This window comes from Aeromicrobium stalagmiti (assembly GCF_013283745.1).
Classification (GTDB): domain Bacteria; phylum Actinomycetota; class Actinomycetes; order Propionibacteriales; family Nocardioidaceae; genus Aeromicrobium; species Aeromicrobium stalagmiti.
Window position 1 is genome coordinate 164182 of the sequence record NZ_JABSTZ010000001.1, and the last position, 24389, is coordinate 188570.

The 24389-nt window shown below is 70.1% G+C and carries 19 protein-coding genes; 4 read left to right on the forward strand and 15 right to left on the reverse strand.

The window, feature by feature from the left end:
* Nucleotides 1-117: 117 nt before the first annotated feature.
* Nucleotides 118-1512, reverse strand: coding sequence for a sigma-70 family RNA polymerase sigma factor (locus tag HQK15_RS00805; protein ID WP_173489544.1), 1395 nt, complete (start codon nucleotides 1510-1512; stop codon nucleotides 118-120).
* A gap of 393 nt (nucleotides 1513-1905) precedes the next feature.
* Between HQK15_RS00805 and HQK15_RS00810 the strand changes: the two genes are divergently transcribed.
* Nucleotides 1906-3198 carry a Wzz/FepE/Etk N-terminal domain-containing protein gene (locus HQK15_RS00810; protein WP_173489545.1) on the forward strand — a complete coding sequence of 431 codons (1293 nt, stop codon included), beginning with the start codon at nucleotides 1906-1908 and terminating at the stop codon, nucleotides 3196-3198.
* Between the two features lie 238 nt (nucleotides 3199-3436).
* On the opposite strand, the gene HQK15_RS18940 is transcribed toward HQK15_RS00810, so the two are convergent.
* The 10 genes from HQK15_RS18940 to HQK15_RS00860 form a co-directional block, all read right to left on the reverse strand.
* Complete coding sequence (locus HQK15_RS18940; RefSeq protein ID WP_173489546.1) at nucleotides 3437-4933, reverse strand: oligosaccharide flippase family protein; 1497 nt, start codon at nucleotides 4931-4933, stop codon at nucleotides 3437-3439.
* Nucleotides 4926-6212: an O-antigen ligase family protein gene (locus HQK15_RS00820; RefSeq protein ID WP_173489547.1), complete on the reverse strand. Its 1287-nt coding sequence runs from the start codon at nucleotides 6210-6212 to the stop codon at nucleotides 4926-4928. The genes HQK15_RS18940 and HQK15_RS00820 overlap by 8 nt, the downstream gene beginning before the upstream one ends.
* Nucleotides 6212-6943 carry a CDP-alcohol phosphatidyltransferase family protein gene (locus HQK15_RS00825; protein WP_173489548.1) on the reverse strand — a complete coding sequence of 244 codons (732 nt, stop codon included), beginning with the start codon at nucleotides 6941-6943 and terminating at the stop codon, nucleotides 6212-6214. Before HQK15_RS00825 ends, HQK15_RS00820 begins: the two co-directional genes overlap by 1 nt.
* A gap of 5 nt (nucleotides 6944-6948) precedes the next feature.
* Nucleotides 6949-10371 carry a fibrinogen-like YCDxxxxGGGW domain-containing protein gene (locus tag HQK15_RS00830; RefSeq protein WP_173489549.1) on the reverse strand — a complete coding sequence of 1141 codons (3423 nt, stop codon included), beginning with the start codon at nucleotides 10369-10371 and terminating at the stop codon, nucleotides 6949-6951.
* A 154-nt stretch (nucleotides 10372-10525) separates the two neighbouring features.
* Entirely contained in the window at nucleotides 10526-10939 is a 414-nt protein-coding gene (locus HQK15_RS00835) for a DUF779 domain-containing protein (protein ID WP_173489550.1), read from the reverse strand.
* Between the two features lie 2 nt (nucleotides 10940-10941).
* On the reverse strand, nucleotides 10942-12465 hold the full coding sequence (exaC, locus tag HQK15_RS00840) for an acetaldehyde dehydrogenase ExaC (RefSeq protein ID WP_173489551.1): 1524 nt from the start codon (nucleotides 12463-12465) through the stop codon (nucleotides 10942-10944).
* Nucleotides 12466-12555: 90 nt separating this feature from the next.
* A complete protein-coding gene (locus tag HQK15_RS00845; protein WP_173489552.1) occupies nucleotides 12556-13845 on the reverse strand; it encodes a GAF domain-containing protein in 1290 nt (429 codons plus the stop codon).
* Between the two features lie 66 nt (nucleotides 13846-13911).
* Entirely contained in the window at nucleotides 13912-14634 is a 723-nt protein-coding gene (locus HQK15_RS00850; RefSeq protein ID WP_173489553.1) for an acyltransferase, read from the reverse strand.
* On the reverse strand, nucleotides 14627-15442 hold the full coding sequence (locus HQK15_RS00855) for an ABC transporter permease (RefSeq protein WP_173489554.1): 816 nt from the start codon (nucleotides 15440-15442) through the stop codon (nucleotides 14627-14629). Before HQK15_RS00855 ends, HQK15_RS00850 begins: the two co-directional genes overlap by 8 nt.
* On the reverse strand, nucleotides 15439-16347 hold the full coding sequence (locus tag HQK15_RS00860; RefSeq protein WP_173489555.1) for an ATP-binding cassette domain-containing protein: 909 nt from the start codon (nucleotides 16345-16347) through the stop codon (nucleotides 15439-15441). The genes HQK15_RS00855 and HQK15_RS00860 overlap by 4 nt, the downstream gene beginning before the upstream one ends.
* 42 nt (nucleotides 16348-16389) lie before the next feature.
* Here HQK15_RS00860 and kynA point away from each other — a divergent pair, with 42 nt between their 5' ends.
* On the forward strand, nucleotides 16390-17226 hold the full coding sequence (kynA, locus tag HQK15_RS00865) for a tryptophan 2,3-dioxygenase (RefSeq protein WP_173489556.1): 837 nt from the start codon (nucleotides 16390-16392) through the stop codon (nucleotides 17224-17226).
* A gap of 36 nt (nucleotides 17227-17262) precedes the next feature.
* Here the strand turns inward: kynA and HQK15_RS00870 are convergent, their stop codons facing one another.
* Nucleotides 17263-18399, reverse strand: a complete 1137-nt coding sequence (locus tag HQK15_RS00870) for an XdhC family protein (protein ID WP_173489557.1) — start codon at nucleotides 18397-18399, stop codon at nucleotides 17263-17265.
* A 22-nt stretch (nucleotides 18400-18421) separates the two neighbouring features.
* Complete coding sequence (locus HQK15_RS00875; RefSeq protein WP_173489558.1) at nucleotides 18422-18994, reverse strand: nucleotidyltransferase family protein; 573 nt, start codon at nucleotides 18992-18994, stop codon at nucleotides 18422-18424.
* 140 nt (nucleotides 18995-19134) lie between these two features.
* Here HQK15_RS00875 and HQK15_RS00880 point away from each other — a divergent pair, with 140 nt between their 5' ends.
* Together HQK15_RS00880 and HQK15_RS00885 are read left to right on the forward strand one after the other, a co-directional pair.
* Entirely contained in the window at nucleotides 19135-21372 is a 2238-nt protein-coding gene (locus HQK15_RS00880) for a xanthine dehydrogenase family protein molybdopterin-binding subunit (protein WP_173489559.1), read from the forward strand.
* A gap of 10 nt (nucleotides 21373-21382) precedes the next feature.
* The gene (locus HQK15_RS00885) at nucleotides 21383-21838 is read left to right on the forward strand and encodes a (2Fe-2S)-binding protein (protein WP_173489560.1); all 456 of its coding nucleotides are present in this window, start codon (nucleotides 21383-21385) and stop codon (nucleotides 21836-21838) included.
* An 84-nt stretch (nucleotides 21839-21922) separates the two neighbouring features.
* Here HQK15_RS00885 and groL read toward each other — a convergent pair whose 3' ends face one another.
* Nucleotides 21923-23554, reverse strand: coding sequence for a chaperonin GroEL (gene groL, locus HQK15_RS00890; protein ID WP_173489561.1), 1632 nt, complete (start codon nucleotides 23552-23554; stop codon nucleotides 21923-21925).
* A gap of 178 nt (nucleotides 23555-23732) precedes the next feature.
* The gene (locus HQK15_RS00895; RefSeq protein ID WP_173489562.1) at nucleotides 23733-24296 is read right to left on the reverse strand and encodes a dihydrofolate reductase family protein; all 564 of its coding nucleotides are present in this window, start codon (nucleotides 24294-24296) and stop codon (nucleotides 23733-23735) included.
* Between the last annotated feature and the right edge of the window lie 93 nt (nucleotides 24297-24389).

Consider the following 24389-nt stretch of genomic DNA (forward strand, 5'->3'; position numbering starts at 1 on the left):
TGGAAGAGGAGGCTGGCGCTCGTTCGTGACGGGTGGCCGACCAGATTTCACCGATCAAGCACCGTGACGGCCGTCACCCGGCCGTGGCAGGGCGGCGGCCGACCACGTCACCGTCCGTCACTCGACGGTCGGCGGACTCGCCGACGGAGTCGACGCAGGCTGCTCGGGCGTCGGGGTCGGTGTCGGGCTCGGTGGCGTGCTCGGCTGTCCGCCCCCGCTCGCTGCCACCAGGATCCGGACGCCACCCAGGGTCAGGTCGAGGAGGCCGCCCGAGCTGCCTCGGTCGACCACGACAGGCGGAGCCGGCACCGATGGTGATGCCGAGGGACGCGACGGGCGTCGCGTCGGAGGCGTCGTTGTCCGCCCGGCGGACGGCCCCTGCGGTTCTGCCTCCACCGACTGCGGAACAGCACTCACGTGGTCCTGCACCACTTCTGGTGTCGGCGACGGCACAGCCGGTGAAGCCGACGATCGCGACGTCCGGGGGGTGGTGTCTGGCTCGGGGGCGTCCGTCTCGGCGCCCGCCGCCGCATACAGCGGCGTGCGGGTCGGCTCGGCGAGCCGGGTGCCGGTCGCGCCGACGATGGTCGCCGTCGTCAGGGCGGCAGCGGCGGTCGGCGGGGCGAGCGCGGCGAGGATTCCCTTGCCCAGGACCACCGCGTGGGTGACCGCGGCTGCTGCACCACCGGTGGCGGCCGCGACGACGACGCCTCCTGCGACGGATGCCGCGAGAGCGGCCGGCGCGATGATGGCTCCGACGTCGCGGTTGACCTCCTGCAGATCGAGGTAGATCGCCATGCACGACGAACACGACTCGAGGTGCGCGTGCACCTTCTCCTGGTCGCGGGCCGAGGCCGTACGGCGCACGAACGCCGACAGCTTCGATCTCACGTCGCGACACGACCGGCTGTCGGTCGAGTCGTCACGCTTGATGTGCTGCTGGAGATAGGCCTCCCGCAGGCCGGAGCGGGCACGGTAGACCAACGCGGAGATGCTGTTGGACGACAGGTCCATGAGCGGCGCGAGCTCGTGGGGCTTTCGCCCCTCGACGTCGAGGTGCCACAGGACCGTGCGCCAGCGCTGGGGCAACGACTCATAGGCCGCTCGGATGGCTGACCGCTCGAATCCGTCGAGCTGGCCGGCGCCGAACGCCACCGGCTGGTCGATCTGCTCCACGTCGTCGGTCGGCATCACCCGCCGACTTGCCTTGGCGCGTCGGCCGCACTCGTGCCGGACGGTCGTGAACAGATAGGCACGGAACGCGTGCTCAGGGCCCTTGCCGCGGCGCACGAGATCGAGCACCTGGGCGAACGACTCCGCGACGACGTCCTCGGAGTCCTCCTTCTGCCCCAGGTGCCGCGCGAGTCTCTGGGCGGCATAGCTGTAACGGGTGAACAGTGCTGCATAGGCTTCTTGATGGCCGTCACGAGCCAGCGCGAGCAGTGCCACGTCGTCGAGCTCGTCGACGGACACCTCTGCGCCAGGCACGTTGACCGGGTCAACGTCCTGCATGGTCTTACCCCTGGATGGTGTAGATCGACCTCTGTAGAGGTCCCCCTGATCTGTAACCGTTGGTTACGGCGTTCGCAGCATTGCATGCGACGAGAAACCGCGTCCAGAGGGTCAGAAGCACAGATTTCCGGCGCGACGGCGGCCCACGAATAAACAATTGCGGCGCCCCACGCACCGCGAAACGGGACGATCGTCCGGTTTTGCGCGTGATGGCGCCGTCCGCAGCAATTGTTTTTCTGCTCGCTCACCGCCCTCACGCGTCGATCGGGCTCCATTGTGATTCACACCTCATCCAACAAAAACCTTCTGCCCCCGTCATAGGCGACAGGTGGACCGCTCCTTCTGTATAGAGCCCCCGATCCAGGGGAGCTTGTGAACCCAAGGACAGATCAGATGGCCCCCGCTCAGCAGACCGCGCAGCTCACCGACCTCGTCGGTTCGCTCAAGCGGCACTGGCCCATCGTCGCCGTCGTGGCGATCATCGGCCTCATCCTCGGTGTGCTCGCGTCGTTCGCGGTCCCTGCGAAGTACGACGCCACGACCACCGTGTCGGTCAACCCGATGAACGCCGACCCGCTCACCAGCACCGTCGACGCATCGCGGTCGGTCAGCATGCCGACCGAGGCCGGCATCGCGGCCTCGGCCAAGGTGGCCGAGGCCGCGTCCGACGCGCTCCGCCCCACCTATCGCATCGACGCCGGTCGCATCAAGGACTCGACGACGGTGTCGTCACCCGACGAGTCGCTGATCCTGACGATCAGCTTCTCCGGCGACACCCCGAAGCAGGCCGCCGCCGGCGCCGATGCCGTGGCGGAGGCCTACCTCATGCTGCGGCGCGACGACGCCGCCAGCGAGGTCGAGCGGCTCGTCAAGGCCGCCGAGACCCAGCTGCGCAAGATCCGCATCGACTCCAACGAGGACGCCTACGCGAGCCGGATCGCCCAGCAGTCGCTGCGCATCCAGGCCGACTCCCTCGGCGAGAAGCTCGCCCAGCTGAGCAACGTCGACCTCAACCCCGGACAGATCGTCGGCAACGCCGAGACGCCCTCGACCCCGTCGACGCCCGGCGCCGTCCCGCTGGGCCTGGCCGGGCTCTTCCTGGGCCTCCTCGCCGGCATCCCGATCGCCCTGCTCCGCAAGGAGGAGGACTCCGAGATCGGCGGCGTCGACGGACTCCACGCGATCGGCGACCAGATCGTCCTCGACGGCACCAAGGACACCAACCGCGCCGACACGTGGGACATCGCGGCGTTCATGCTCAAGATCCCCACCGAGATCGGCACCGAGGGCCCGTTCATGATCATGGTCGACGCCGAGGACGGCGACGGTCGATCGGCCACCGCGGGCCAGGAGCTGGTCGACGCCCTCTCGCGGCGCGGCCGCTCGGCCCGCTTCGTCGATGCCGGCGCCATCAACGAGGGCAAGATCAGCCGCGGCTGGCCGACCGACAAGAAGCGGGTGTCGTGGGCCGGCGAGATCATCGTCATCGACACGACGCACCTGACCTCCGACGCCAACAAGGTCGCCCTCGCGACGCGCTCGGACTCGGTGCTCGTGGCCCGTTCCACGACCGACGACGCAGCCGCCCTGCGCCGCCTGGCGGGTCTGCTGAAGTCCAAGAACGTCGACATCGCGCTGACGGCTCTGTTCCCGTCCCGCCACGAGATGATCGCGCTCAACCGCTGATCCCTGCCGACCGCTCCCGCGGTCGTCGCACCTGAAGGCGCCCGGACCATCCATGGTCCGGGCGCCTTCGCGTCGTCGCGGCGGGCCCTGACCGGGTGGTGTGCAGCAGAACCCCGGGCCGACACGGTGCCGAGCAGCACCGACACCGGGCGACCGGCCGGGCCAGACCGACAGGTCGGCCGCCGCCCGAGCAGTCGCCGCCCCGGTCGCTGCTCGCAGGGGCGCCGTCGCGCCGGGTTCAGGCTGAGCGGTGCGCCAGCAGGGCCACGAGGCCCAGGCGATGGCGCAGCGGGAAGCTCACGGCGAGGTAGACCGCAGCGACCACCACGATGGTGCCGAGCAGCACCGGCACGGACGACCCCAGGGCCAGCCGCGACAGCACGGACAGCGACCCGACCAGGCCGATCGACAGGCCCGCGGCCACCCAGAGCGACCGCCCCTGCGGTCGCAGCCCCATGAGGTGCTGCACCTGGTAGACCACCACCGCGGTGTCGACGATGATCGTCACCGCCCACGCCACGGCCGCACCCTCGATGCCCCACATCGGAACGAGAGCGAGGTTGAGCGCGACGTTGAGGGCGAGCGCCGCAGACTTGTCGGCCAGCTGCCAGGTGCTGCGACCACCCATGAGCAGGATCGTCTGCACGGTGCCGGCCGCCGTGGCGAGCCCCATCGCGAGCGCCAGCGTCGCCAGCGACACGGCGCCGGCGTCGAAGCCGGGGCCGAACAGCGAGAGCACGGCGTCGCCGAAGACGGCCAGGATCACGAAGAAGGGCCACGCCAGCCAGATCATCGCGGAGGTGACGAGGCCGTAGATCTCGCGCGCCTCCTCGATCGCCCCCTTGGCCAGGGCGGCGCTGATCTGGGGGCCGACCGCGATGCGTGCGGCCTGCTGGATGACCTCACCGGCGCGCGCGCAGCGTGTGACGACGGCGTAGATGCCGGCCTGCTCGGCCGAGGTGATGGCACCGACGATGATGACGTCGACCCACTCGAGCAGGATCTCGACGGCCGCCGTCACGCCCCGCGTGGCGCTGAACGCCCAGAACTCGCCCGCCACGCGACGCAGCTCGGCGGGGCGGGCCGGCCGTGGCCGCGCCGAGCCGGAGTGTCGCACCATCATCACCACGGCGACGATCGTCGCCAGCACGAGGACCACCGGGACCGGCGCCATCCACGCCGTCAGGACGGCCGCGACTCCCCCACCGGCGGAGACGACGACGAAGACCCCGATCAGCCGGAGCATCGGCAGCGCGATGTTCTGCAGCAGCGGATAGGTCAGGACGTCACCGAACCCTCGTGACACCGAGAGCATCACGGCGACGAGCGACGACATGACGGCCAGTGCCGCGGCGATCACGACGAAGCGCGACGAGAGCCCGGAGAACAGGTCGGGGTGCGCCCGGATGATCGCCGCGGACACCACGACGACGAGCACGCCGCCGAGCAGGACCGGCCGCACCGCCGTGCGGACGAGGTGCGGGACGTCGACGAGCCGCCCCGTGGCTCGGGCCGCGGAGACGTAGCGCACCAGCCCCGTGTCGGCGCCGAGCTCGGCAACGTTGGAGACGATCATGAACACCGCCACGACCAGGAAGTAGGTGCCCGCGCCCTCCGTGCCCAGCTCACGACCGACGATCGCGGCGAGGAGCAGGCCCACGATCGAGCCGGCTGCACCGCCGACGAGGTTGACCGCGCCGGCCCAGGCGATCCCGCGAGATCCCGGCTCAGCCACCGGAGTCGCAGGTGTCGAGCCCGTAGCGTCTGCGCAGCAGCACCGCTGCGACCAGCATGACCGCGAGCAGCTGCATGATGTCCATGCCGTAGACCACGATGATCGCGCTGGCGACCACCAGGACGCTGTGCAGGATCAGGTCGACGTCGCCCGGCGAGCGCCACGTGCGGATCGTGGTGCCCCACAGGAACGTCAGGAACAGGACCAGGCCGACGAAGCCGTAGCTGAACATCAGCATCCAGACGTAGCCCTGGGTGCCGAGCGAGATGCCCTGCTCGGCCGACGGACGCGGCGCCCCGTAGCCGAGCAGCGGTGACTGCAGCGTGCGCCGGAAGGTCTCCTCGTAGAGCGTGAAGCGGGTGCCGTTGGAGTCGCCGTACTCCTGACGGGTCTGGATCTGGGTGAGCAGGCCGTTCGCGATCAGGACGGTGGCGCCCGCGATGCCGAGCACCGCGATCGTGATGACCGGTGCGGCGCGGTCGCGCAGCGCCATGCGGATGACGACGTAGACCGCAGCGAGCACGAGACCCGCGAACATGCCGCGATTGGACGTGCTGAGGGCGGGTGCCATCATCGCCACGAGACCCACGATGATCGCGATCCGCAGGACCACGGACCGGGTCTGCAGGAAGCAGGCCACCGCCACGGGGGTGAGCAGGACGATCGCGACGCCCCAGCTGTTGGCGTAGGGGAACGGCGCCGACGGGCGGAGGAAGTCCGTCGGCGACCCGAACGGCGACTGCACCTCGGCGAACGGCGGGAAGAACAGGTCGTGCACGTACTCGTTGCTCGTCAGGGACGACGGCAGGAGCAGACCCACGGGGGTCGACAGCCGCGTCTCGGGGAAGGCGAGACCGGCGAGGCCACCCACGATCGTGAAGAACCACACGAACGTGAGGGCGTTGACGATCTTGCGCCGGCTGAGCCGGCTGCCGGCCGCGATCGTGTAGACGAAGGCGGTGCCGACGATGACCAGGATCGAGAAGCGGTAGGCATAGCCCAGCAGGCGGGTCGTGCCCTCGACCATGATCGCGCAGGGGATGACCCAGGCCACGAACGCCGTGAAGGCGTAGACACCCGGGACGAACCGCGCAGCAGCGTGGTGGGCGAGGTAGGACAGCATCACGACGGTCAGCAGGACCCCGGTGATGACGGTCGCGCCCAGCACCCAGAACACCGGGAAGCCCCAGAGCAGCGCCAGGACGGGCCAGGCCGGGAGCGCCTCGCCCGGCTGGTCGAGGACGACGTCGGTCCGACGGGTGCTGGTGGAGGTCGCCATCAGGGCTCCCGGCGCAGCGCCGCGAGCTCGCGGTAGCGACGCACGCAGGTCGCCGCGAGCAGCAGGGCGTTGAGCGCGGCGAACGCGCCGTAGGCCCACAGGAACGGGGTCGTCCACGCCCACAGGAGCACGACGAGGTTGAGCAGGCCCGTGTCGGCGGGAGCCTGGATCCAGACGCCGAAGCGCGGCACCGACTCCGGGCCGGCGACCGGGTCGCGGCGGGCGAGCTGCTCGGCGAGGATCTGGGCGAAGAAGCGCACCGTCGAGACCAGCCCGAAGGCCATCGGCACGAGGAGCACGGCGTCGGACACGTCGGTGAACCGGTAGAGCCCGACGAGCACGGCGAGGTGGAACAGCAGGTGGCGTCCGGAGTCGACGACGTGGTCGAGCCACTCCCCCGCCGGCGACCCGGTGCCCCGCAGGCGGGCGAGCTGTCCGTCGGCGGAGTCGAACGCGAACCCGAGCTGCAGCAGCACCATGGCGCCGACCGCCATCGGCACGCCCGGCGAGACGGCGACGAGCAGGCCGGCGCCGGCCAGGAACGCGACGAAGCTCGCCGCCGTCATGTGGTTGGGAGTGGCCGGGGTCTGTGCCGCGACCGACGCGATGAGGCGCCCCAGCCGACGGTTGACGACGCGCATGTACCAGGGCACGCCGGCCCCGCTCTTCTGCGCGCGGGCCAGTTGGGCGTAGGCGGCGCGGGCCCCGGTCTGCTCCGTCGTGTCGTCCATGGCGCTCACGAGGTCGCCACCAGCGACAGGTCCATGCTGGCGTTGGGCGTCGACCGGTAGTTGGAGTGAACCTCGACCGCGATGCTGTTGGCGCCGGTCTGCAGCAGGCCCAGCGGCACGTCGAACGTGACCGGGTTGCTGGTGGCCGCAGCGGTCGAGACTGCCGACGACGCGTAGGTCGTGGGCGTCAGCGTGCCCGCGGGCAGGTTGGAGCGGGTGACCTCGACGCCGTTGACGTAGACCGCGACACCGTCGTCGGCCCGGGTCGTCAGCTTCAGCGTCTTGACCGCCGAGGCGTCGGCGACCGTGAACGATCGACGGTAGTAGGACGTCAGCGCGCGGGTGCCTCCCGCCGGCACGTCGATGTTGGTCGCGATGGGTCCGGACGTGCCCCAGCCGAGCGGCGCAGCGCCTGAGCGCCAGGCGCTCGTGGCCGACGCGGACGTCGTCCAGTCCGTCGGCACGGTGGCCGCGCTGTCGAAGAAGTAGGACCAGGCCGACCCCACGGCCACGAGCGGCGTCGTCGTGGTCTCCGCCGCCGGCGCCTGGCTGCCGGCCTCGGCGACGAGCGACAGGTCCATGCTCGAGCTCGGCGTGGTGCGATACATCGAGTGGACCTCCACCGACACCGTGTTGGTGCCGATGCGCAGTGCGGACACCGGAACGGTGTAGGTGACCGGGTTGGCCACCGCCGTCGCCGTCGAGGGGGCGGACGAGGCGTACGTGCTGCCGGTCAGCGTGCCGGCGGGCAGGTTGGCCCGCGTCATCTCGACCCCATTGACGTAGACGGCGACACCGTCGTCGGCCCGGGTCGTGAGTGTCACCGCACCGAACGTGCTGCCCGGCGCGATCGTGAACTTCTTGCGGTAGTAGGACGCGACGGCGCGGGTCTGACCCGCCGGGACGTCGATGTTGGTCGCGATCGGACCGGTGCCCCAGCCGAGCGGGGCCGTGCCCGTCGCCCAGGCCGAGTCGTCGAAGAACGACCGGTTCCAGTCGGTGCCGACGGCGGCAGTGTTGGAGAAGTAGTAGGCCCAGGCGGAACCGGCCGGCACCAACGTCGTCGTGACGGGCGCGGCCGCCGGGACCGCGACCGCGGTCGACGCCGAGCGGTTGCCCCAGCTGTCGGCTGCACGGACGACGTAGCGGTCCGAGCCGGTCGAGCCGGGGACCGTCACGGTGGTGGAGGTCGTGGTCGCCACGACCCGGTCGTTGCGCAGGACCTCGTAGGTGACGTCGGACGAGGATCCAGCACTCCAGGTGAGCGTGGCCGATCCTGCGGCCAGAGTTGCCTTGAGGGCCGTCGGGGCGCCCGGAGCCGTGCTCGGCCGCGGGGCGTAGCGGACGAACCCGCCGATCCACTGGTTGCTGCCGTTCTCCTTGACCGACGACGTGATCGAGCCGCCGGCCCACAGCGTGCCGTCCTTGGCGACCTTCAGCGCCCAGGCCCCGAGGCCGTTGCGGGCCCGCATCTCCGGGGTGAACTCCATCGCGAAGTCGCCGGTCTTGGCGTCCCACGCGCCGACGTAGTAGGTCTTGTCGGCCTGGGTCCACGTGATGTTGGTGCCGCCCGGGTTGGTGCTGTCGTAGGCCGTGGTGTCGGAGTAGACCCAGTTCTCGCAGTGGCAGCCGCCGAAGACCAGCCCGTTGCCGCCCGTGATGGCCTGCAGGTCGCCGCCGGCCTTGGTGATGTGCTTGTTCTCGAGCGCGAACGTCGAGGGGTTGTAGGAGAACATGCTGTGCTGCGAGCCGCCCAGCCACACCTTGGACCCGACCTGCTGGATCGCCTGCTGATAGCGCGCCGAGCCCGCCGTGCTGAAGGTCGGCTGCCAGTTCGCGACCTTGGCAGCGCCCGAGGCCGTGCTGATCGCGGCGGCACGGTCGGCAGGCTGCGTGTTGTTCTTCATCTGCGTGAAGTAGCCCGAGAAGTAGACCGTCGACTTGTCGTCGCTGACGTCGAGCGCGGTGCCCGTGCCGTTGAACTCGGGGTTCCAGCTGTTGTCGGCGGTGCCGGTCGAGAGCGCGATGCGCGCTCCGTTCTTGGCGTAGCGGTCGCTGGACCCCGGCTTGACGAAGTGGGTGAACGAGCCGGTGAGGTAGAGGTAGGTGCCGTCGGTGTCGAGCCCGCGCACCGACACGACACCGCCGGAGACCCTGTTCTCGAGGTTCGTCGTCCAGCTCGGGTCGAGCGCTCCGGTCTGCGGGTCGAGGACGACCAGGCCGCTGCGGGCCGTGCCGGACACCTGGGTGAACTCGCCCCCGACGGCCAGCTTGCCGTTGGGCAGTGCCGTCAACGACTTGACCATGCTGTTGAGCTGGGGCGTGAACGAGCGGATGAAGTCGCCCGTCGTCGCGTCGAACGCCGCGAGGTAAGGCTGGGCGACGCGATCGTCGCCGGTCGCCGACGCACCCTTCAGCACCGTGGTGAAGTTGCCGCCGACGTACATCGTGTTGCCGATCTGGGCGAAGGCCTGCACCTCGGTCGCGTTCTCGGTCGTGCCGCCGTTGCCGAGCCCCGTGACGCCCCAGCTGCTGCTGAGCGAGCCGTTCCTGGGCACCGCGCGGATCGTCTGGGCGGGCGTGCCGGCGTCGGGGACCGGCGTGAAGGTCAGGTCGCTGCTCATGAGCTTGGGTCGGATGAAGACCTGGCTGAACGGCGTGCCGTACGCACCGCCGCCCACCTCGGAGTAGATGTAGCTGTCGGACGCCGTCGAGCCGATGCCGTTCTGGCCGAAGTTGAACCCCCGGACGTAGTTGTTCTTGACGTTCTCGTAGGTCCACAGCCGCTTGTAGGCCGTGTCGGCGCCGAACTCGTAGGTCGTGAGGTTGCTGCCCGTCGACCCGCCGATGTTGACGGTGGCCAGCGGGAAGCCGGCGCCGAGTGCCCAGCTCCAGCGGTCACGACTGTTGGCGCGGTAGGTCCAGCGGGTCTCCTGCCAGGCGGTGCCGGTCTGGTTGGTCGCCCGGCGGATGCGGACGCCGCTGCCGTAGGTCGGGTCGTCGAAGCGCTTGCCGCCGAGCAGGCCGTTGATGACGGTCGAGTCGAGCTGCTTGGGCGAGAACGCCGCGGTGCCCGTCACGGTCGTGGCGACCTCGGCCGGCGTGCCCTTGCCGTTGTAGTTGTAGGTCCAGTTCTCGCGGCCACGGCCGATGAGCTCCCAGCCGCCGCCATCGGTCGTCTGGTCGCAGTAGATCTGGGTCGGGACCTGCAGCTGCGGGGTGAGGATCCAGTAGACGCCGTCGGGCGAGGCGCTGTTGAGCTGCTTGATCTCCCAGCACGACGCGGCGGCGGTCGACGGGCGCAGGCCGTCGACCGGGCTCGCGGCGCTCGCCGGCGCGCTCAGAGCGGTGAGCCCGGAGACGACGACCGCAGGGACCAGGACTGCCAGCAGGGCAGAGCGGAACGTCCGGGGAGTGAAGGCACGCACGATGAGGATCCTCAGGTGTTTCGGCGAGGGCCTGGCGAGTCGCTCGGCCCTTCTACCTCCTGAGAGTGATCAGCGTCCAGAGCATGACGACATCTCGGCCGCACCTTTTCGCGAGACGTCGGTCACGGGGCGCCATCTCCCTTGACAGCGCCGTCTAGCGCGCCGGCTCCGCGGCGAGCAGGGCCGTCTCCTCCTCGGTGAAGATCCGCGACCGGATCATGAACCGCATGCCCGTCGGACCCTCGATCGAGAACCCGGCACCGCGACCCGGCACCACGTCGATCGTGATGTGGGTGTGGGACCAGTAGTTGAACTGCTCCCGCGAGATGTGCACCGGGACGATGCCCTCGGGGTCGATGTCGGGATCGGGACCGATGTCGAGGTCGCCGAGGTGCACATCGGTCGGCCCGACGATGTAGAAGCCCTGCGTGAAGCACATCGGCGCCGAGCCGTCGCAGCACCCACCCGACTGGTGGAACATCAGCGGCTTGCCGTGCGTGGCCCGAAGGCTGCGGAGGAGCTCCGCAGCCTTCGGGGTCATCGCGATGCGTTCCACGCGAGCGTTCATGCTCAGAAGAAGCCCTGGGCGTTGTTCGAGTAGCTCACCAGCAGGTTCTTGGTCTGCTGGTAGTGGTCGAGCATCATCAGGTGGTTCTCGCGACCGATGCCCGATGACTTGTAGCCGCCGAACGCCGCGTGCGCCGGGTAGGCGTGGTAGTTGTTCGTCCACACCCGACCGGCTTGGATGTCACGGCCGGCACGGTAGGCGGTGTTGGTGTCGCGCGACCACACCGCGGCACCGAGGCCGTAGAGCGTGTCGTTGGCGATGCTCATCGCGTCGTCGTAGTCGTCGAAGCCGGTCACCGAGACGACGGGGCCGAAGATCTCCTCCTGGAAGACGCGCATCTTGTTGTTGCCCTGGAAGATCGTCGGAGCGACGTAGTAGCCGCCCGACAGGTCGCCACCGAGGTCGACGCGCTCGCCACCGGTGATGATGCGGGCCCCCTCCTGCACGCCGATCTCGAAGTAGCTCAGGATCTTCTCGAGCTGGTCGTTGCTGGCCTGCGCACCGATCATCGTCTCGACGTCGAGCGGGTTGCCCTGCTTGATGAGCTTGGTCCGCTCGGTCGCGGCGGGCAGGAACTGCTCGAGGATCGAGTTCTGGATGAGCGCGCGCGAGGGGCACGTGCAGACCTCGCCCTGGTTGAGGGCGAACATCGTGAAGCCCTCGAGAGCCTTGTCGTAGAACGCGTCCTCCTTGGACGCGACGTCCTCGAAGAACACGTTGGGCGACTTGCCACCGAGCTCCAGCGTCACGGGGATGAGGTTCTGGCTGGCCATCTGCATGATGAGGCGACCGGTCGTGGTCTCACCCGTGAAGGCGATCTTGCGGATGCGGCTGGACGAGGCCAGCGGCGCGCCCGCCTCGGTGCCGAAGCCGTTGACGACGTTGACGACACCGGCCGGCAGCAGGTCGGCGATGAGCTCCATCAGCAGCATGATCGAGGCCGGGGTCTGCTCGGCGGGCTTGATCACGACGGCGTTGCCGGCCGCGAGCGCAGGAGCGAGCTTCCAGACCGCCATGAGGATCGGGAAGTTCCACGGGATGATCTGGCCGACGACGCCGAGCGGCTCCTGGAAGTGGTAGGCGACCGTGTCGTCGTCGATCTGCGAGAGGTGGCCCTCCTGGGCACGGATGGCACCGGCGAAGTAGCGGAAGTGGTCGACCGCCAGCGGCAGGTCGGCCGCCATGGTCTCGCGGACCGGCTTGCCGTTGTCCCAGGTCTCGCCGACGGCGAGCATCTCGAGGTTCTCCTCGATGCGGTCGGCGATCTTGTTGAGGACCACGGCCCGCTCGGCCACCGACGTCTTGCCCCAGGCGGGGGCGGCGGCGTGGGCGGCGTCCAGCGCCAGCTCGATGTCCTCGGCCGTGCCGCGGGCGATCTCGCAGAAGACCTTGCCGTTGACGGGCGAGATGTTCTCGAAGTACTGGCCCTTGACCGGGGCGACGTACTCGCCACCGATCCAGTTGTCGTAGCGCGACTTGTAGGTGACGACGCTGCCTTCGGTGCCGGGCTGGGCGTACACGGTCATGCGGAGCTCCTTGGTTCGGGGACTCTGTGACCGTAGTCACAGGCCCGTTGCAAGGGCGTTGCAGCAATGTTGCGCAGGTCACACGACCGGTCAGGCGCCGAGCTCCAGGTCGAGCCTCTGCACGTGGGCTGCGACCTGCGCGTAGCGCGGCGACGTCGGCGGCAGGATCGACAGCACGCGCTCCCAGACCTCGAAGTCGTCGCGGCCGTGGCCGGTGTCGGCGAACGACAGCAGCGCGTCGGCGTCGTCCGAGGCGAGCAGGCACGACCGGACGTGCATGTGCAGCTCGTCGCGGAGCCGCTCGACCGCCGGCGCCGTCGACGCCGGCAGGATCGGACCGCGGTAGCGGGCGACCGCGGTGCGCAGACGCCCGGCGGCGAGATCGGCCCGCACCTGCACGATGTCGGTGTCGACGACGCTGTCGATGCGATAGGGCCGCGACTCCAGCCGGATCGGGCCGAGCACCGACCGCAGGCGCGACAGCTCGGCGCGCACCGTGACCTGCGCCTGCTCGTCGTCGCTGAGGGCGACGCCCAGCTCGGCCGTCGTCATGCCGTCCTCGGACTCCGAGAGCAGCAGGATCAGCTCGCTGTGCCGCAGGCTCAGCCGGGTCGTCGTCGTGCCGTGGCGCAGCGTGGCCCCGTGGCCGCCCAGCACCTCGAGCATCGGGGTGGACCAGCCGCTCGTGGTGACCGTCGCGTGCCGCGGAGGGCTCAGCCGCTCGATGCGCAGCTCGGCCTCGACCGCGGCGACCGTGGCGCGGACGAGGGTGAGGCTCTGCGGGGTCGCGACCTCGTCGCCGCCGGTGAGGTCGAGGACTCCGAGGATCGCACCGGTGTCAGGGTCGTGGATGGGCGCGGCCGAGCAGCTCCACGGCGTGACCTGCCGCGCGAGGTGCTCCGGGCCGAAGATCTGGACCGGCCGGTCGAGCGCGAGGGCCGTCCCGGGGGCGTTGGTGCCGGCGCTCCCCTCGCTCCAGTCGGCGCCGGGCAGGAAGTGCATGCCCTCGGCTCGCGCCCGCAAGGAGGCGTTGCCCTCGACCCACAGCAGCTGGCCGGCGGCGTCGCTCACGGCGACGAGCAGACCCGCATCTGCCGCGCTCTCGACGAGGAGCTTGCGGATGACCGGCATGCCGGCGGCGAGCGGGTGGGCGTCGCGGATGTCGGCGAGCGCGTCGTCGTCGAGCCGGATGGCCGCGAGGACCTGCTCGGGGTCGACCCCACCGTCGATGCTGCGCTGCCACGACTCGAGCACGAGACGGCGCAGGGCCGGGTCGCCGCGTCCCGACGCGACGAACGTGTCGTGTGCGGCATTGAGATACCTCGACAGCGCGGCCGGGTCTGCACCGGGCGGCATCGCGAGGTCGTTGCTCCGACCCATGCAGCGAGTGTACGTCGCCCTGTGACCCCCGTCACTCCGGGATTTTTCGGGCCTGTCGCGAGGAGGTCACGGGACGTCGTCGTGGCTCCAGGTCACGTCCTCGCGGACGATCCGCGCGGGCGTGCCGGCCGCGACGCTGAAGGCCGGGATCTTCTGGCCCCGCACCACGCTGCGGAGCCCGACGACGGAGCCCTCGCCGATCTCGACGTGACCCGTGACCACGGCGTCGCGGCACAGCCACACGTGCGGCCCGAGCCGGATGTGGGCGCCGAAGGGGTTGATCCGCTCCCCGGTCCAGCGGTCCTGCAGGCGATGCATGTCGTCGGTCGCGATGTAGACGTCGGCGGCCCACAGCTGGTCGGGCCCCGCCACGATGCTGCCGCCGTTGCGGGCGTCGACGATCGCGCTGCGGGTCGCGAGCACCGGACCGTGCAGGACGATCCGGGAGTCGGCCCCGCAGTAGAGCTCGCCGGCCGTCAGCGCGCAGCCGTGCCCGACGAAGACCGTCGCTCCGTCGCCCCCGACGAGCAGCGACGTGAGCCACTCCAGGTGCGAGCCGACCGCGATCAGCACGTCGCGCACCGTGAACAGTCGCAGCGACGCCAGCACGTGCTCGGGCAACGACGCCCCGTCGGCGAGGTAGAGCGCGTTGCCCCGGTCGTGCCACCAGTCGGGCATCGGGTCGGTGACCCGTCGCCACGTTCCCTCCAGCGCAACGGCGTCGACGCCCGCCGCGCGCAGGCGGTCGTGGTGCTCGGCCGCCAGGGCCGGCGCCGGCGCGTCAGGCATCACGCTTGAGGAACAGGGCGTAGGCGATGGCGAGCAGCGCCGCGACGAAGACGCCCATCACGATGCCGCCGCCGACCGGGCCGAAGGGCGTGTAGCCGAGGAACGACAACAGGTCGTCGAGGGAGGCACGCGTGTAGAGCTTGCCGCCGGCGTCGTAGGGCAGGTACTTGAGGATCTGCACGATCCCGCCGTCGGACTGCGGGTCGTCGGAGGCGCTCTTGATCGCGATGACGATGGCCCGGATGATCGACTCCAGCACCGTCGGCACCAGCAGCAGCAGGGCGACCGCCGCGGTCTGGTTGCGGGTGATCGCGGCGAAGGCGAGCCCCGACAGCGAGAACAGCGTCGTGAAGATCGTGGTGCCCAGCGCCATCTCGCCGAGGGCGCTCCCGGTCGGCAGGTCGAGCCCGAAGGCGAGGATGCTGAGCAGGGCGATCAGCACGCACAGCAGTGCCGCGACGGCCGAGACCACGACGGTCGAGACGATCTTGGCGACGAACACGTGCGTCCGGTTCGGGATCGCCGTCAACGTCGCGCGAATCATGCCGTGGCGGTACTCGTGGCCCGTGGAGAACACCCCGAGCAGCCCGATGATGTAGGCGATGAACAACGGCGCGAAGCCGCTCGACGCGCCGATCGTCGCGATGACGTCGAAGGCACCGTCTCCGCCGAACGAGGTCGACGACGAGATCACCGCCGCGAGGATGACGGACATGATCAGCTGGAACGTCACGGCGATGCCGACGAGCCAGTAGGTCGAGCGGATCGTCTGCAGCCGGACGACCTCGTAGCGCAGTGCGTCGATCATGCCTGCCCCCCACGGAACTCCTCGGAGAGGCCGGTCGCCTCGAGGAACGCCTGCTCGAGCGTCGCCTGCCGCGTGACCAGCTGGTGCAGCCTCGCCCCCGCGGCGTGGGCAGCGTCGCCGATCTGCTCGGCGGTCGCCCCACGCACGGTGAGCAGACCTCCGTCGGTCGTCACCTGGGCGCCGAGCGCCGCCAGCGCCGGCTGCAGCAACGCACCGTCCGGCGTCCTGACCTCGACCGCCCCGATCGTGCTGTGCTGGATGAAGTCCTTCACGGGTCCGTTGGCCAGCATCCGCCCGCGGCCGATCACGACGAGCTCGTCGGCCAGGACCCCCATCTCCTGCAGCAGGTGGCTGGACACGAAGACCGAGCGACCCTCCCCCGCCAGGTGCTTGAGCAGCGTGCGCAGCCACTGGATGCCCTGGGGGTCGAGGCCGTTGCTGGGCTCGTCGAGGATCAAGGTGTGCGGGTCGCCCAGCAGCGCGCAGGCGATGCCCAGGCGCTGGCCCATGCCGAGGCTGAACTTGCCGGGCTTGCCGCGCGTCACGGTCTCCAGGCCGACCAGCGCCATGACCGCGTCGACCCGGCTGGTGGGGATGTCGTTGGACGCCGCGAGCATCCGCAGGTGGTTGCGGGCGTGGCGGGTCGGGTGGAACGGCTTGGCCTCGAGCAGCGCGCCCACGTGCCGCATGGGGTGCTCGAGCTCGTCGAACCGCACGCCGTCGAACGTCGTCACGCCCTCGCCGCGGTCGAGACCGAGCATGAGGCGCATCGTGGTCGACTTGCCCGATCCGTTGGGTCCGAGGAATCCCGTCACGCTGCCGGGTCGCACCGTGAAGGACAGGTCGTTGACCGCCCGGGTCTGCCCGTACGACTTCCCGAGCCCGCGAGCCTCGATGAGTGCCATGCCCCAACCCTGTCATGGACCGGCACCCCCTACCGTGCAGACATGGATCCGACATACCGACCGATCGAGGACGGGGTCGCCACCGACCTCCGCGGTGAGATGACGTACGCGAGCTATCTGCAGCTCCCGACGCTGCTCTCGGCCCAGCAGCCCGTCTCCGACCACCACGACGAGATGCTGTTCATCGTCCAGCACCAGGTCACCGAGCTGTGGCTCAAGCAGCTCGTCCACGAGCTGCGCTCGGCGATCACGCTGCTCGCCGCCGACGACCTCGCCCCCGCCCTGAAGCGGCTGGCACGGGTCAAGGCCATCCAGCGTCAGATGTTCGAGCAGTGGTCGGTGCTCGAGACCCTGACGCCGGTGGAGTACGTGCAGTTCCGCGACTCGCTCGGCAAGGCATCGGGCTTCCAGTCGCCGCAGTACCGCACGGTCGAGTTCCTGCTCGGCAACAAGAACCCCCAGATGATCGCGGTGTTCGCCCACGACCCCGACCTGCACGCGGCCCTGTCGGCCGACCTGCGGTCGCCCAGCCTCTATGACGCGTTCCTGCACTTCCTGGCCCGGCGCGGTCACGACGTCCCCACCGCGGTGCTCGAGCGCGACCTCACCCAGCCCTACGCCGCCGACGCGGGCGTCGTCGAGGTGTTCCGCCGCATCTACGCCGACCCCCACGCACACTGGGACGCCTACGAGATGTGCGAGGAGCTCGTCGACGTCGAGGAGAGCTTCCAGCTGTGGCGGTTCCGGCACCTCAAGACCGTCGAACGGATCATCGGGTTCAAGCGGGGCACCGGCGGGTCGTCCGGAGTCCACTTCCTGCAGAAGGCACTAGAGCTGACGTTCTTCCCCGAGCTGCGCGACGTCCGCACGCACCTGTGACCCGGCCCCCGAGCGGGACCTGCGGGCGGTCCGGCGTCAGGCCGGGCCCGTGTGGTGGACGCGTCGCTGCGTCCGGGTGAGCGGGGCACCCGTGCCACCCCAGCGCCGGGCGACGATCTCGGCCGCGATCGAGACGGCGGTCTCCTCGGGGGTGCGGCCGCCGAGGTCGAGACCGATCGGGCTCGACAGCAGGGCGAGCTGGTCCTCGGTGAGACCGACGTCGCGCAGGCGTGCCATCCGGTCGTCGTGCGTCGTCCGCGACCCCATCGCCCCGACGAAGGCGGGCTGCAGGTCACCCGTCAGGCGCAGCGCGACCTCGAGCACCGGCACGTCGAACTTCGGGTCGTGGGTCAGCACGCAGATCGTCGTGCGGCGGTCGACGAGCCCGGCGTCGACCTGTGCCGCCAGGTAGCGGTGCGGCCAGTCGACGACGACCTCGTCGGCGTCGGGGAACCGCGCCGCGGTGGCGAACACAGGTCGGGCGTCGCACACCGTGACCTCGTAGCCAAGCAGCGCGCCCTGGCGGGAGACCGCCGAGGCGAAGTCGATCGCGCCGAAGACGATCATCCGCGGCGGCGGCTGGAACGACGACACGAAGACCCGCATGCCCACGTCCATCCGCTGCCCCTCGGCGCCATAGGTCAGCAGCGTGCTGGTGCCGGCGGCCAGCAGCCCCCGCACGTCGTCGGTCAAGGTGTCGTCGACCCGTTCGGAACCGATCGACCCCTCGGTCGAGTCGGGTCGCACCACCAGGTGGCGCCCGACCCACGACGGGTCGGGGTGCTCGACGACCGTGGCGACGGCGACCGGGCGGCCTTCCGCGACGTCGACGGCGACCTTCTCCAGCTCGGGGAACGTCGCGGCGGACACCGGCTCGACGAAGATGTCGATGATGCCGCCACAGGTCAGGCCGACGGCGAAGGCCTCGTCGTCGGAGTAGCCGTACTGCTGCAGCGCAGCCCGCCCGTCGGCGACGACGTCGGTCGCCAGCTCGTAGACCGCGCCCTCGACGCACCCGCCCGAGACCGAGCCGAGCACGGCGCCGTCGGGCATCACGACCATGGCCGCTCCGGGCCGTCGGGGTGCCGACTTCTGCGTGCCGACGACCGTGGCGAGGCCGACCGTGCGGCCGTCGTGCCACGCGCCCATGAGGGCAGGGATCACGTCACGCACGACACCCCTCCGATCGATCCGGTCATCCCAGCATAGGTCCCGGCTCGTCGACGTCGGCCCCCGTCGCCAGGTCGCCGCACTCGACGCCCACCACGTCGCGGGCCCTCAGGTAGGCCTGAGCTCCCCGGTCGCCGGCCAGCACCGCGGCCACGCCGGACCAGTGGTCGCGGCCGATCAGCACGGGGTGGCCGGGGGTCTCGTCGTACGTCGCGCGCGCCAGGAGGTCCGGCGCCCCGAGGGCGACCAGCCGCGCCACCACGTCGGCTCCGACGTCGGGCAGGTCGACCAGGTGCACGAGCACTGCCGCAGCGTCGTCGCCGTCGATCGCGGTCAGTCCCGTCCGCAGGGAGGCTCCCATCCCGTCGGCCCAGTCGCTCGCCTCGACGACGCGCACGTCGGCATCGCGCAGGAGCGTCCGCACCGCCTCGGCCTCGGCGCCGACGACCACGACCACCGGGTCGCACCCGCCCTCTCGCAGCACCCGCGACGCGGACCCGACCCACGTCTCACCTCCTGCACCGACCACCTGCGCCTTGGGCCGCCCCATCCGCCGACCGGCTCCGGCAGCGAGCAGCAGACCAACGGTGCGAGGCATGCGGACATTGTCCCCGATCGCCGCGCCACCGCGGGTTTGGAGTTGTGACCCAGCACACACTGTGCTGAGATCGCTTCGGGGGGAGAACCACCTGTCCACGACGTGACGACCTTGGGGGAGGGGTCGCGTAGGAGACATGCATGACCACGTACGTTCCACCGACCGACCAGCTCGAGGAAGACGACGACACGTCGTCAGGGACCGACCGACGGCGGTTCCTGACCTATCTGGTGGCTGCACCGACGCTCACCATCGCGGTGCAGCTCGGCATCGACGGCGGCAGCCCGGCGGCGGCGCTCGTGCCGCAGCCGGCCGACATCATCGACCTCGGCGAGCTGTTGATCCTCGCGGGCGCGGCGACGTCCGGGATGCTGACGATCGAGATCACCGAGGACGGCACGGCGCGCCTCGCCCTGCCGCGCGCCGAGGTGGGCCAGGGCATCACGACGACGTTCTCGATGCTGCTCGCCGAGGAGCTCGACCTCGCGCTCGACGACGTGGAGGTGACCCTCGCCGACGCGCGCCCCGAGCTGCTCTTCAACCAGCTCACCGGTGGGTCCAACACGGTGCGCAGCATGTACGACCCCGTCCGCCGGGCCGCGGCCGCGGCCCGCGGACGACTCCTCGCGGCAGCGGCCGCGCGGTGGAAGGTGTCCACCAGCGGCCTCACCACGAGTGGCGGCGTGGTCAGCGGCCCCGACGGTCGCACCGCGACCTACGCCGAGCTCACGGCCGACGCGGCGTCGAGCGGGCTGCCCAACCTGCGGGTCTCGCCCAAGAAGCCGGCCGACTACGAGGTCATCGGCACACCGACCGGCCGGGTGGACGCCCGCAAGGCCGTCACCGGCCAGATCGAGTACGGCGTCGACGTCGACGTGCCGGGCGCGATGCCGGTCATGGTCGCTCGCCCGCCGACGATCAACGGCAGCCCCACCTCGTTCAACGAGGCAGCGATCAAGGCCATGCCCGGCGTGATCGACGCCGCGATGATCGAGACGGGTGTCGCCGTCCTCGCCGAGACGTTCGGCCAGGCGCTCGATGCCAAGATGGCCGTGGAGGCGACCTGGACGAAGGGCACGATCGACGACCTGTCGGACGAGCAGATCTTCGCCAGGCTGCGCAAGGCGACGCTGCCGTTCACGGTGCCCAAGACCGGCCTCTCGCTCGACGCCGAGTTCGACTTCCACTTCGTCAGCCACGCGCCGCTCGAGCCCAACTCCGCGGTCGCCGACGTCCGCAAGGACGGTGCGACGATCTGGGCCGCGGCGAAGTCGCCGATCATCGCCGCGCAGGCCATCGCCCAGGAGCTGGGCCTCCCCCAGGGCAAGGTGACCTTCCACGTCCTGCAGGGCGGCGGCTCGTTCGGGCGGCGGCTGTTCTACGACGCGGCGCTGGAGGCCGCGCGGGCCTCGAAGGCGTTCGGCCGCCCCGTGCGACTGATGTGGACCCGCATCGACGACATGCGTCACGGCCGCGCCCGCGCCGCGTCCCACCACAAGCTGCGAGCCACGTTCGCGCTCGGCGGGGTCCTGTCCTACGAGCAGCGGGTCGCCTCGGTCGAGACCGACACCCGGCACGGCCTCGGCGAGATCCTCACGGCGGTCGCAGCGAGCCTGCCGGTCGCCGGCAACGCCAGCTTCGCGCAGACGATCTTCCTGACCACGGTGAAGTGCCCCTACAACTTCGGGGTGGTGACCCAGCTGCTCAACGAGATCCCGCTCAAGATGCACACCGGCAGCTGGCGATCGGTCTACTCGGCCAACACCCGCGGCGCCGAGGAGATCCTGGTCGACGAGATGGCAGCCAAGCTCGGCCGCGACCCCGTCGCCTTCCGTCGTCAGCAGCTCAAGACCCGACGCCAGAAGGCGGTGCTCGACCGAGCCGCCCAGGAGGGCGGCTGGGGCAGGGCGATGCCGAAGGGGCACGCCCAGGGCATCGCGTTCCACGACGAGTACAAGTCGTGCACCGCCGTGCTGGTCGAGATCGACGCGACCGATCCCCAGGACCCCCGGGTCACCAAGGCGACGATCGTCGCCGACGTCGGGCTGTGCCTCAACCCCTCGGGGCTGAAGTCGCAGCTGCTCGGCGGCCTGACCGACGCGATCGGCACCACGCTGCGTGCGGGGCTCCACATCAAGAACGGCCTGCCGCTGGAGGGGAGCTACTCGCAGTTCCACTACACGCGCCAGGCGGACTCCCCCACCGACGTCAACATCATCATCATGGACAGCAGCGAGAAGCCGGGCGGTGCCGGCGAGCTCGGCGTCCCGGCGGCCGTCGGTGCCGTCGCCAACGCCTACGCACGGGCCACGGGCACCAAGCCGCGCTCGTTCCCGATCATCTTCCCCGTCGACTTCGAGCCGTTCCCGGCCCACTGAGGAGCACGCCATGCCCGCTTACACGTTCACCCTCAACGGCTCACCGGTCACGGTCGACGCCCCGGCCGATCTCGACCTGCTCTGGGTCCTGCGCGACAAGCTCGGTGTCCGCGGCCCGAAGTACGGCTGCGGGATCGACGTCTGCAAGGCCTGCACGAGCCACCTCGACGGCGAGGCCTTCAACCCGTGCGTGACACCGGTGTCGGAGGTCGGCGGCCGCGAGGTCACGACGATCGAGGGCCTCGCCGACGGCGACACCCTGCACCCGGTGCAGGAGGCCTGGATCGACCAGGACGTCGCCCAGTGCGGCTACTGCCAGCCCGGTCAGATCATGGCCGCGGTCGCCCTGCTGAAACGGACCAAGAACCCGACCGACGCCGACATCGACGCGATCGAGAACGTCTGCCGCTGCGGCTCGTACTTCCGCATCCGGGAGGCGATCAAGGCCGCCGCCGCGTCGATGTAGGACGACCCAGGACGGACGAAGGCCCCGAACCGCCGGAGCGGTCGGGGCCTTCGCTGGTCTGCTGGAGCTCAGGTCACGAGGTGACTAGAAGCCCATGCCTCCCATGTCACCCATGTCCGGGGCGCCGCCGCCGGCCGGAGCAGGCTCCGGCTTGTCGGCGACGACGGCCTCGGTGGTGAGGAACAGTGCCGCGATCGAGGCTGCGTTCTGCAGCGCCGAGCGCGTGACCTTGGCCGGGTCGATGATGCCCGCGGCGATCAGGTCGACGTACTCGCCGGTGGCGGCGTTGAGGCCGTGACCCTCCGGGAGGTTGGCGACCTTCTCCGCGACGACTCCACCCTCGAGACCGGCGTTGACGGCGATCTGCTTGAGCGGGGCCGAGGCGGCGACGCGCACGATGTTGGCACCCGTGGCCTCGTCACCGGTGAGCTCGAGCTTCTCGAAGACAGCGGCAGCGGCCTGGACGAGAGCGACGCCACCACCGGCGACGATGCCCTCCTCGACGGCAGCCTTCGCGTTGCGGACGGCGTCCTCGATGCGGTGCTTGCGCTCCTTGAGCTCGACCTCGGTGGCCGCGCCGACCTTGATGACGGCGACGCCGCCGGCGAGCTTGGCCAGACGCTCCTGGAGCTTCTCGCGGTCGTAGTCGGAGTCGCTGTTCTCGATCTCGGCCTTGATCTGGTTGACGCGGCCCTGGATCTGGTCCTCGGAGCCACCGCCCTCGACGATCGTGGTCTCGTCCTTGGTCGTGACGACCTTGCGAGCCGTGCCGAGCAGCGTCAGGTCGGCGTTCTCGAGCTTGAGACCGACCTCCTCGCTGATGACCTCACCACCGGTCAGGATGGCGATGTCGGCCAGCATGGCCTTGCGGCGGTCACCGAAGCCGGGGGCCTTGACGGCGACCGACTTGAACGTGCCACGCATCTTGTTGACGATCAGCGTCGCGAGGGCCTCGCCCTCGATGTCCTCGGCGATGATGACGAGCGGCTTGCCCGACGCCATGACCTTCTCCAGGACGGGGACCATGTCCTTGACCGACGTGATCTTGGAGTTGACGATCAGCAGGTAGGGATCGTCGAGGACGGTCTCCTGGCGCTCCGGGTCGGTCACGAAGTAGCCCGACAGGTGACCCTTGTCGAAGCGCATGCCCTCGGTGAGCTCCAGGTCGATGCCGAACGTGTTCGACTCCTCGACCGTGATGACGCCTTCCTTGCCGACCTTGTCCATCGCCTCGGCGATGATCTCGCCGACCGTGGTGTCAGCGGCCGAGATGGAGGCGGTCGAAGCGATCTGCTCCTTGGTCTCGACGTCCTTGGCCATGCCGAGCAGCTGCGCGGAGATGGCCTCGACGGCGGTCTCGATGCCCTTCTTCAGGCCCATCGGGTTGGCGCCGGCCGCGACGTTGCGCAGGCCTTCGCGGACGAGTGCCTGGGCGAGGACCGTGGCGGTCGTCGTGCCGTCACCGGCGACGTCGTCAGTCTTCTTGGCGACCTCCTTGACGAGCTCGGCGCCGATCTTCTCGTAGGGATCCTCGAGCTCGATCTCGCGCGCGATGCTGACACCGTCGTTGGTGATCGTGGGGGCTCCCCACTTCTTCTCCAGGACGACGTTGCGGCCCTTGGGGCCGAGGGTCACCTTGACGGCGTCGGCGAGCTGGTTCATTCCCCGCTCGAGGCCGCGACGGGCTTCCTCATTGAAAGCAATGGTTTTTGCCATGTGTACGTGTCTCCGACTTGGTTGTCGACGTGGGTGACCAGGCGATGCCCGCGACGGACGGCTGCGGCGTGTGGCGAACCCTTCTCGCCGCGGCCCACAACCTCATCGATCTGGTCAGATGCCGGACACGTGGGTGTCTGGCACTCTCACTATACGAGTGCTAATCAACGGTGCGCAATCAGGATGCGGATCGAACCTCGTAGACCAGCTCGGCGAACGGGCCGACCTGCCGGACCGACGTCAGCGTGAGCCGGTCCGAGCGGATGTCGCGCGGCAGCAGCGGCGCACCGGCCCCGAGGGTCACCGGTGCCACCGTGACGATCAGCTGGTCGACCAGCCCCGCGTCGGCGAACTGGCCGACCAGGTCACCGCCGCCCATCAGCCAGATGTCACGGTCTCCTGCGGCGGCGAGCATCTCGGCATGCACCTCGGCGACCGGAGCCCGGGTGAAGCGGATGTCGGCGCCGGCCAGGACCGGCAGGTCACGGTGCGTGAAGACCCAGGTGGGGCGATCGCCGTACCACTCGGTCCACTTCTCGGGGTGCTCGACGAGCGACTCGTGCCGGACGACCCACTCATAGGTCGAGGAGCCCATCGCGAGAGCCCCGACACGGGCCGTGAAGTCGCCGATGCCACTCTCCGCCTCGTCGGATCCGGGCACCTCGAACAACCAGTCGAGGGAGTGGTCGGTCGTCGCGAGGTAGCCGTCGAGCGTGGTCGCGGTGTTGAAGATCGTCGCCATGCCCCGACGCTATCGCCGACCTCGGACACTCCGCCCCCGGCGCGGTGCGTACGCCACCGTCTCCCCCGGCGCGGTGCGTACGCCACCGTCTCC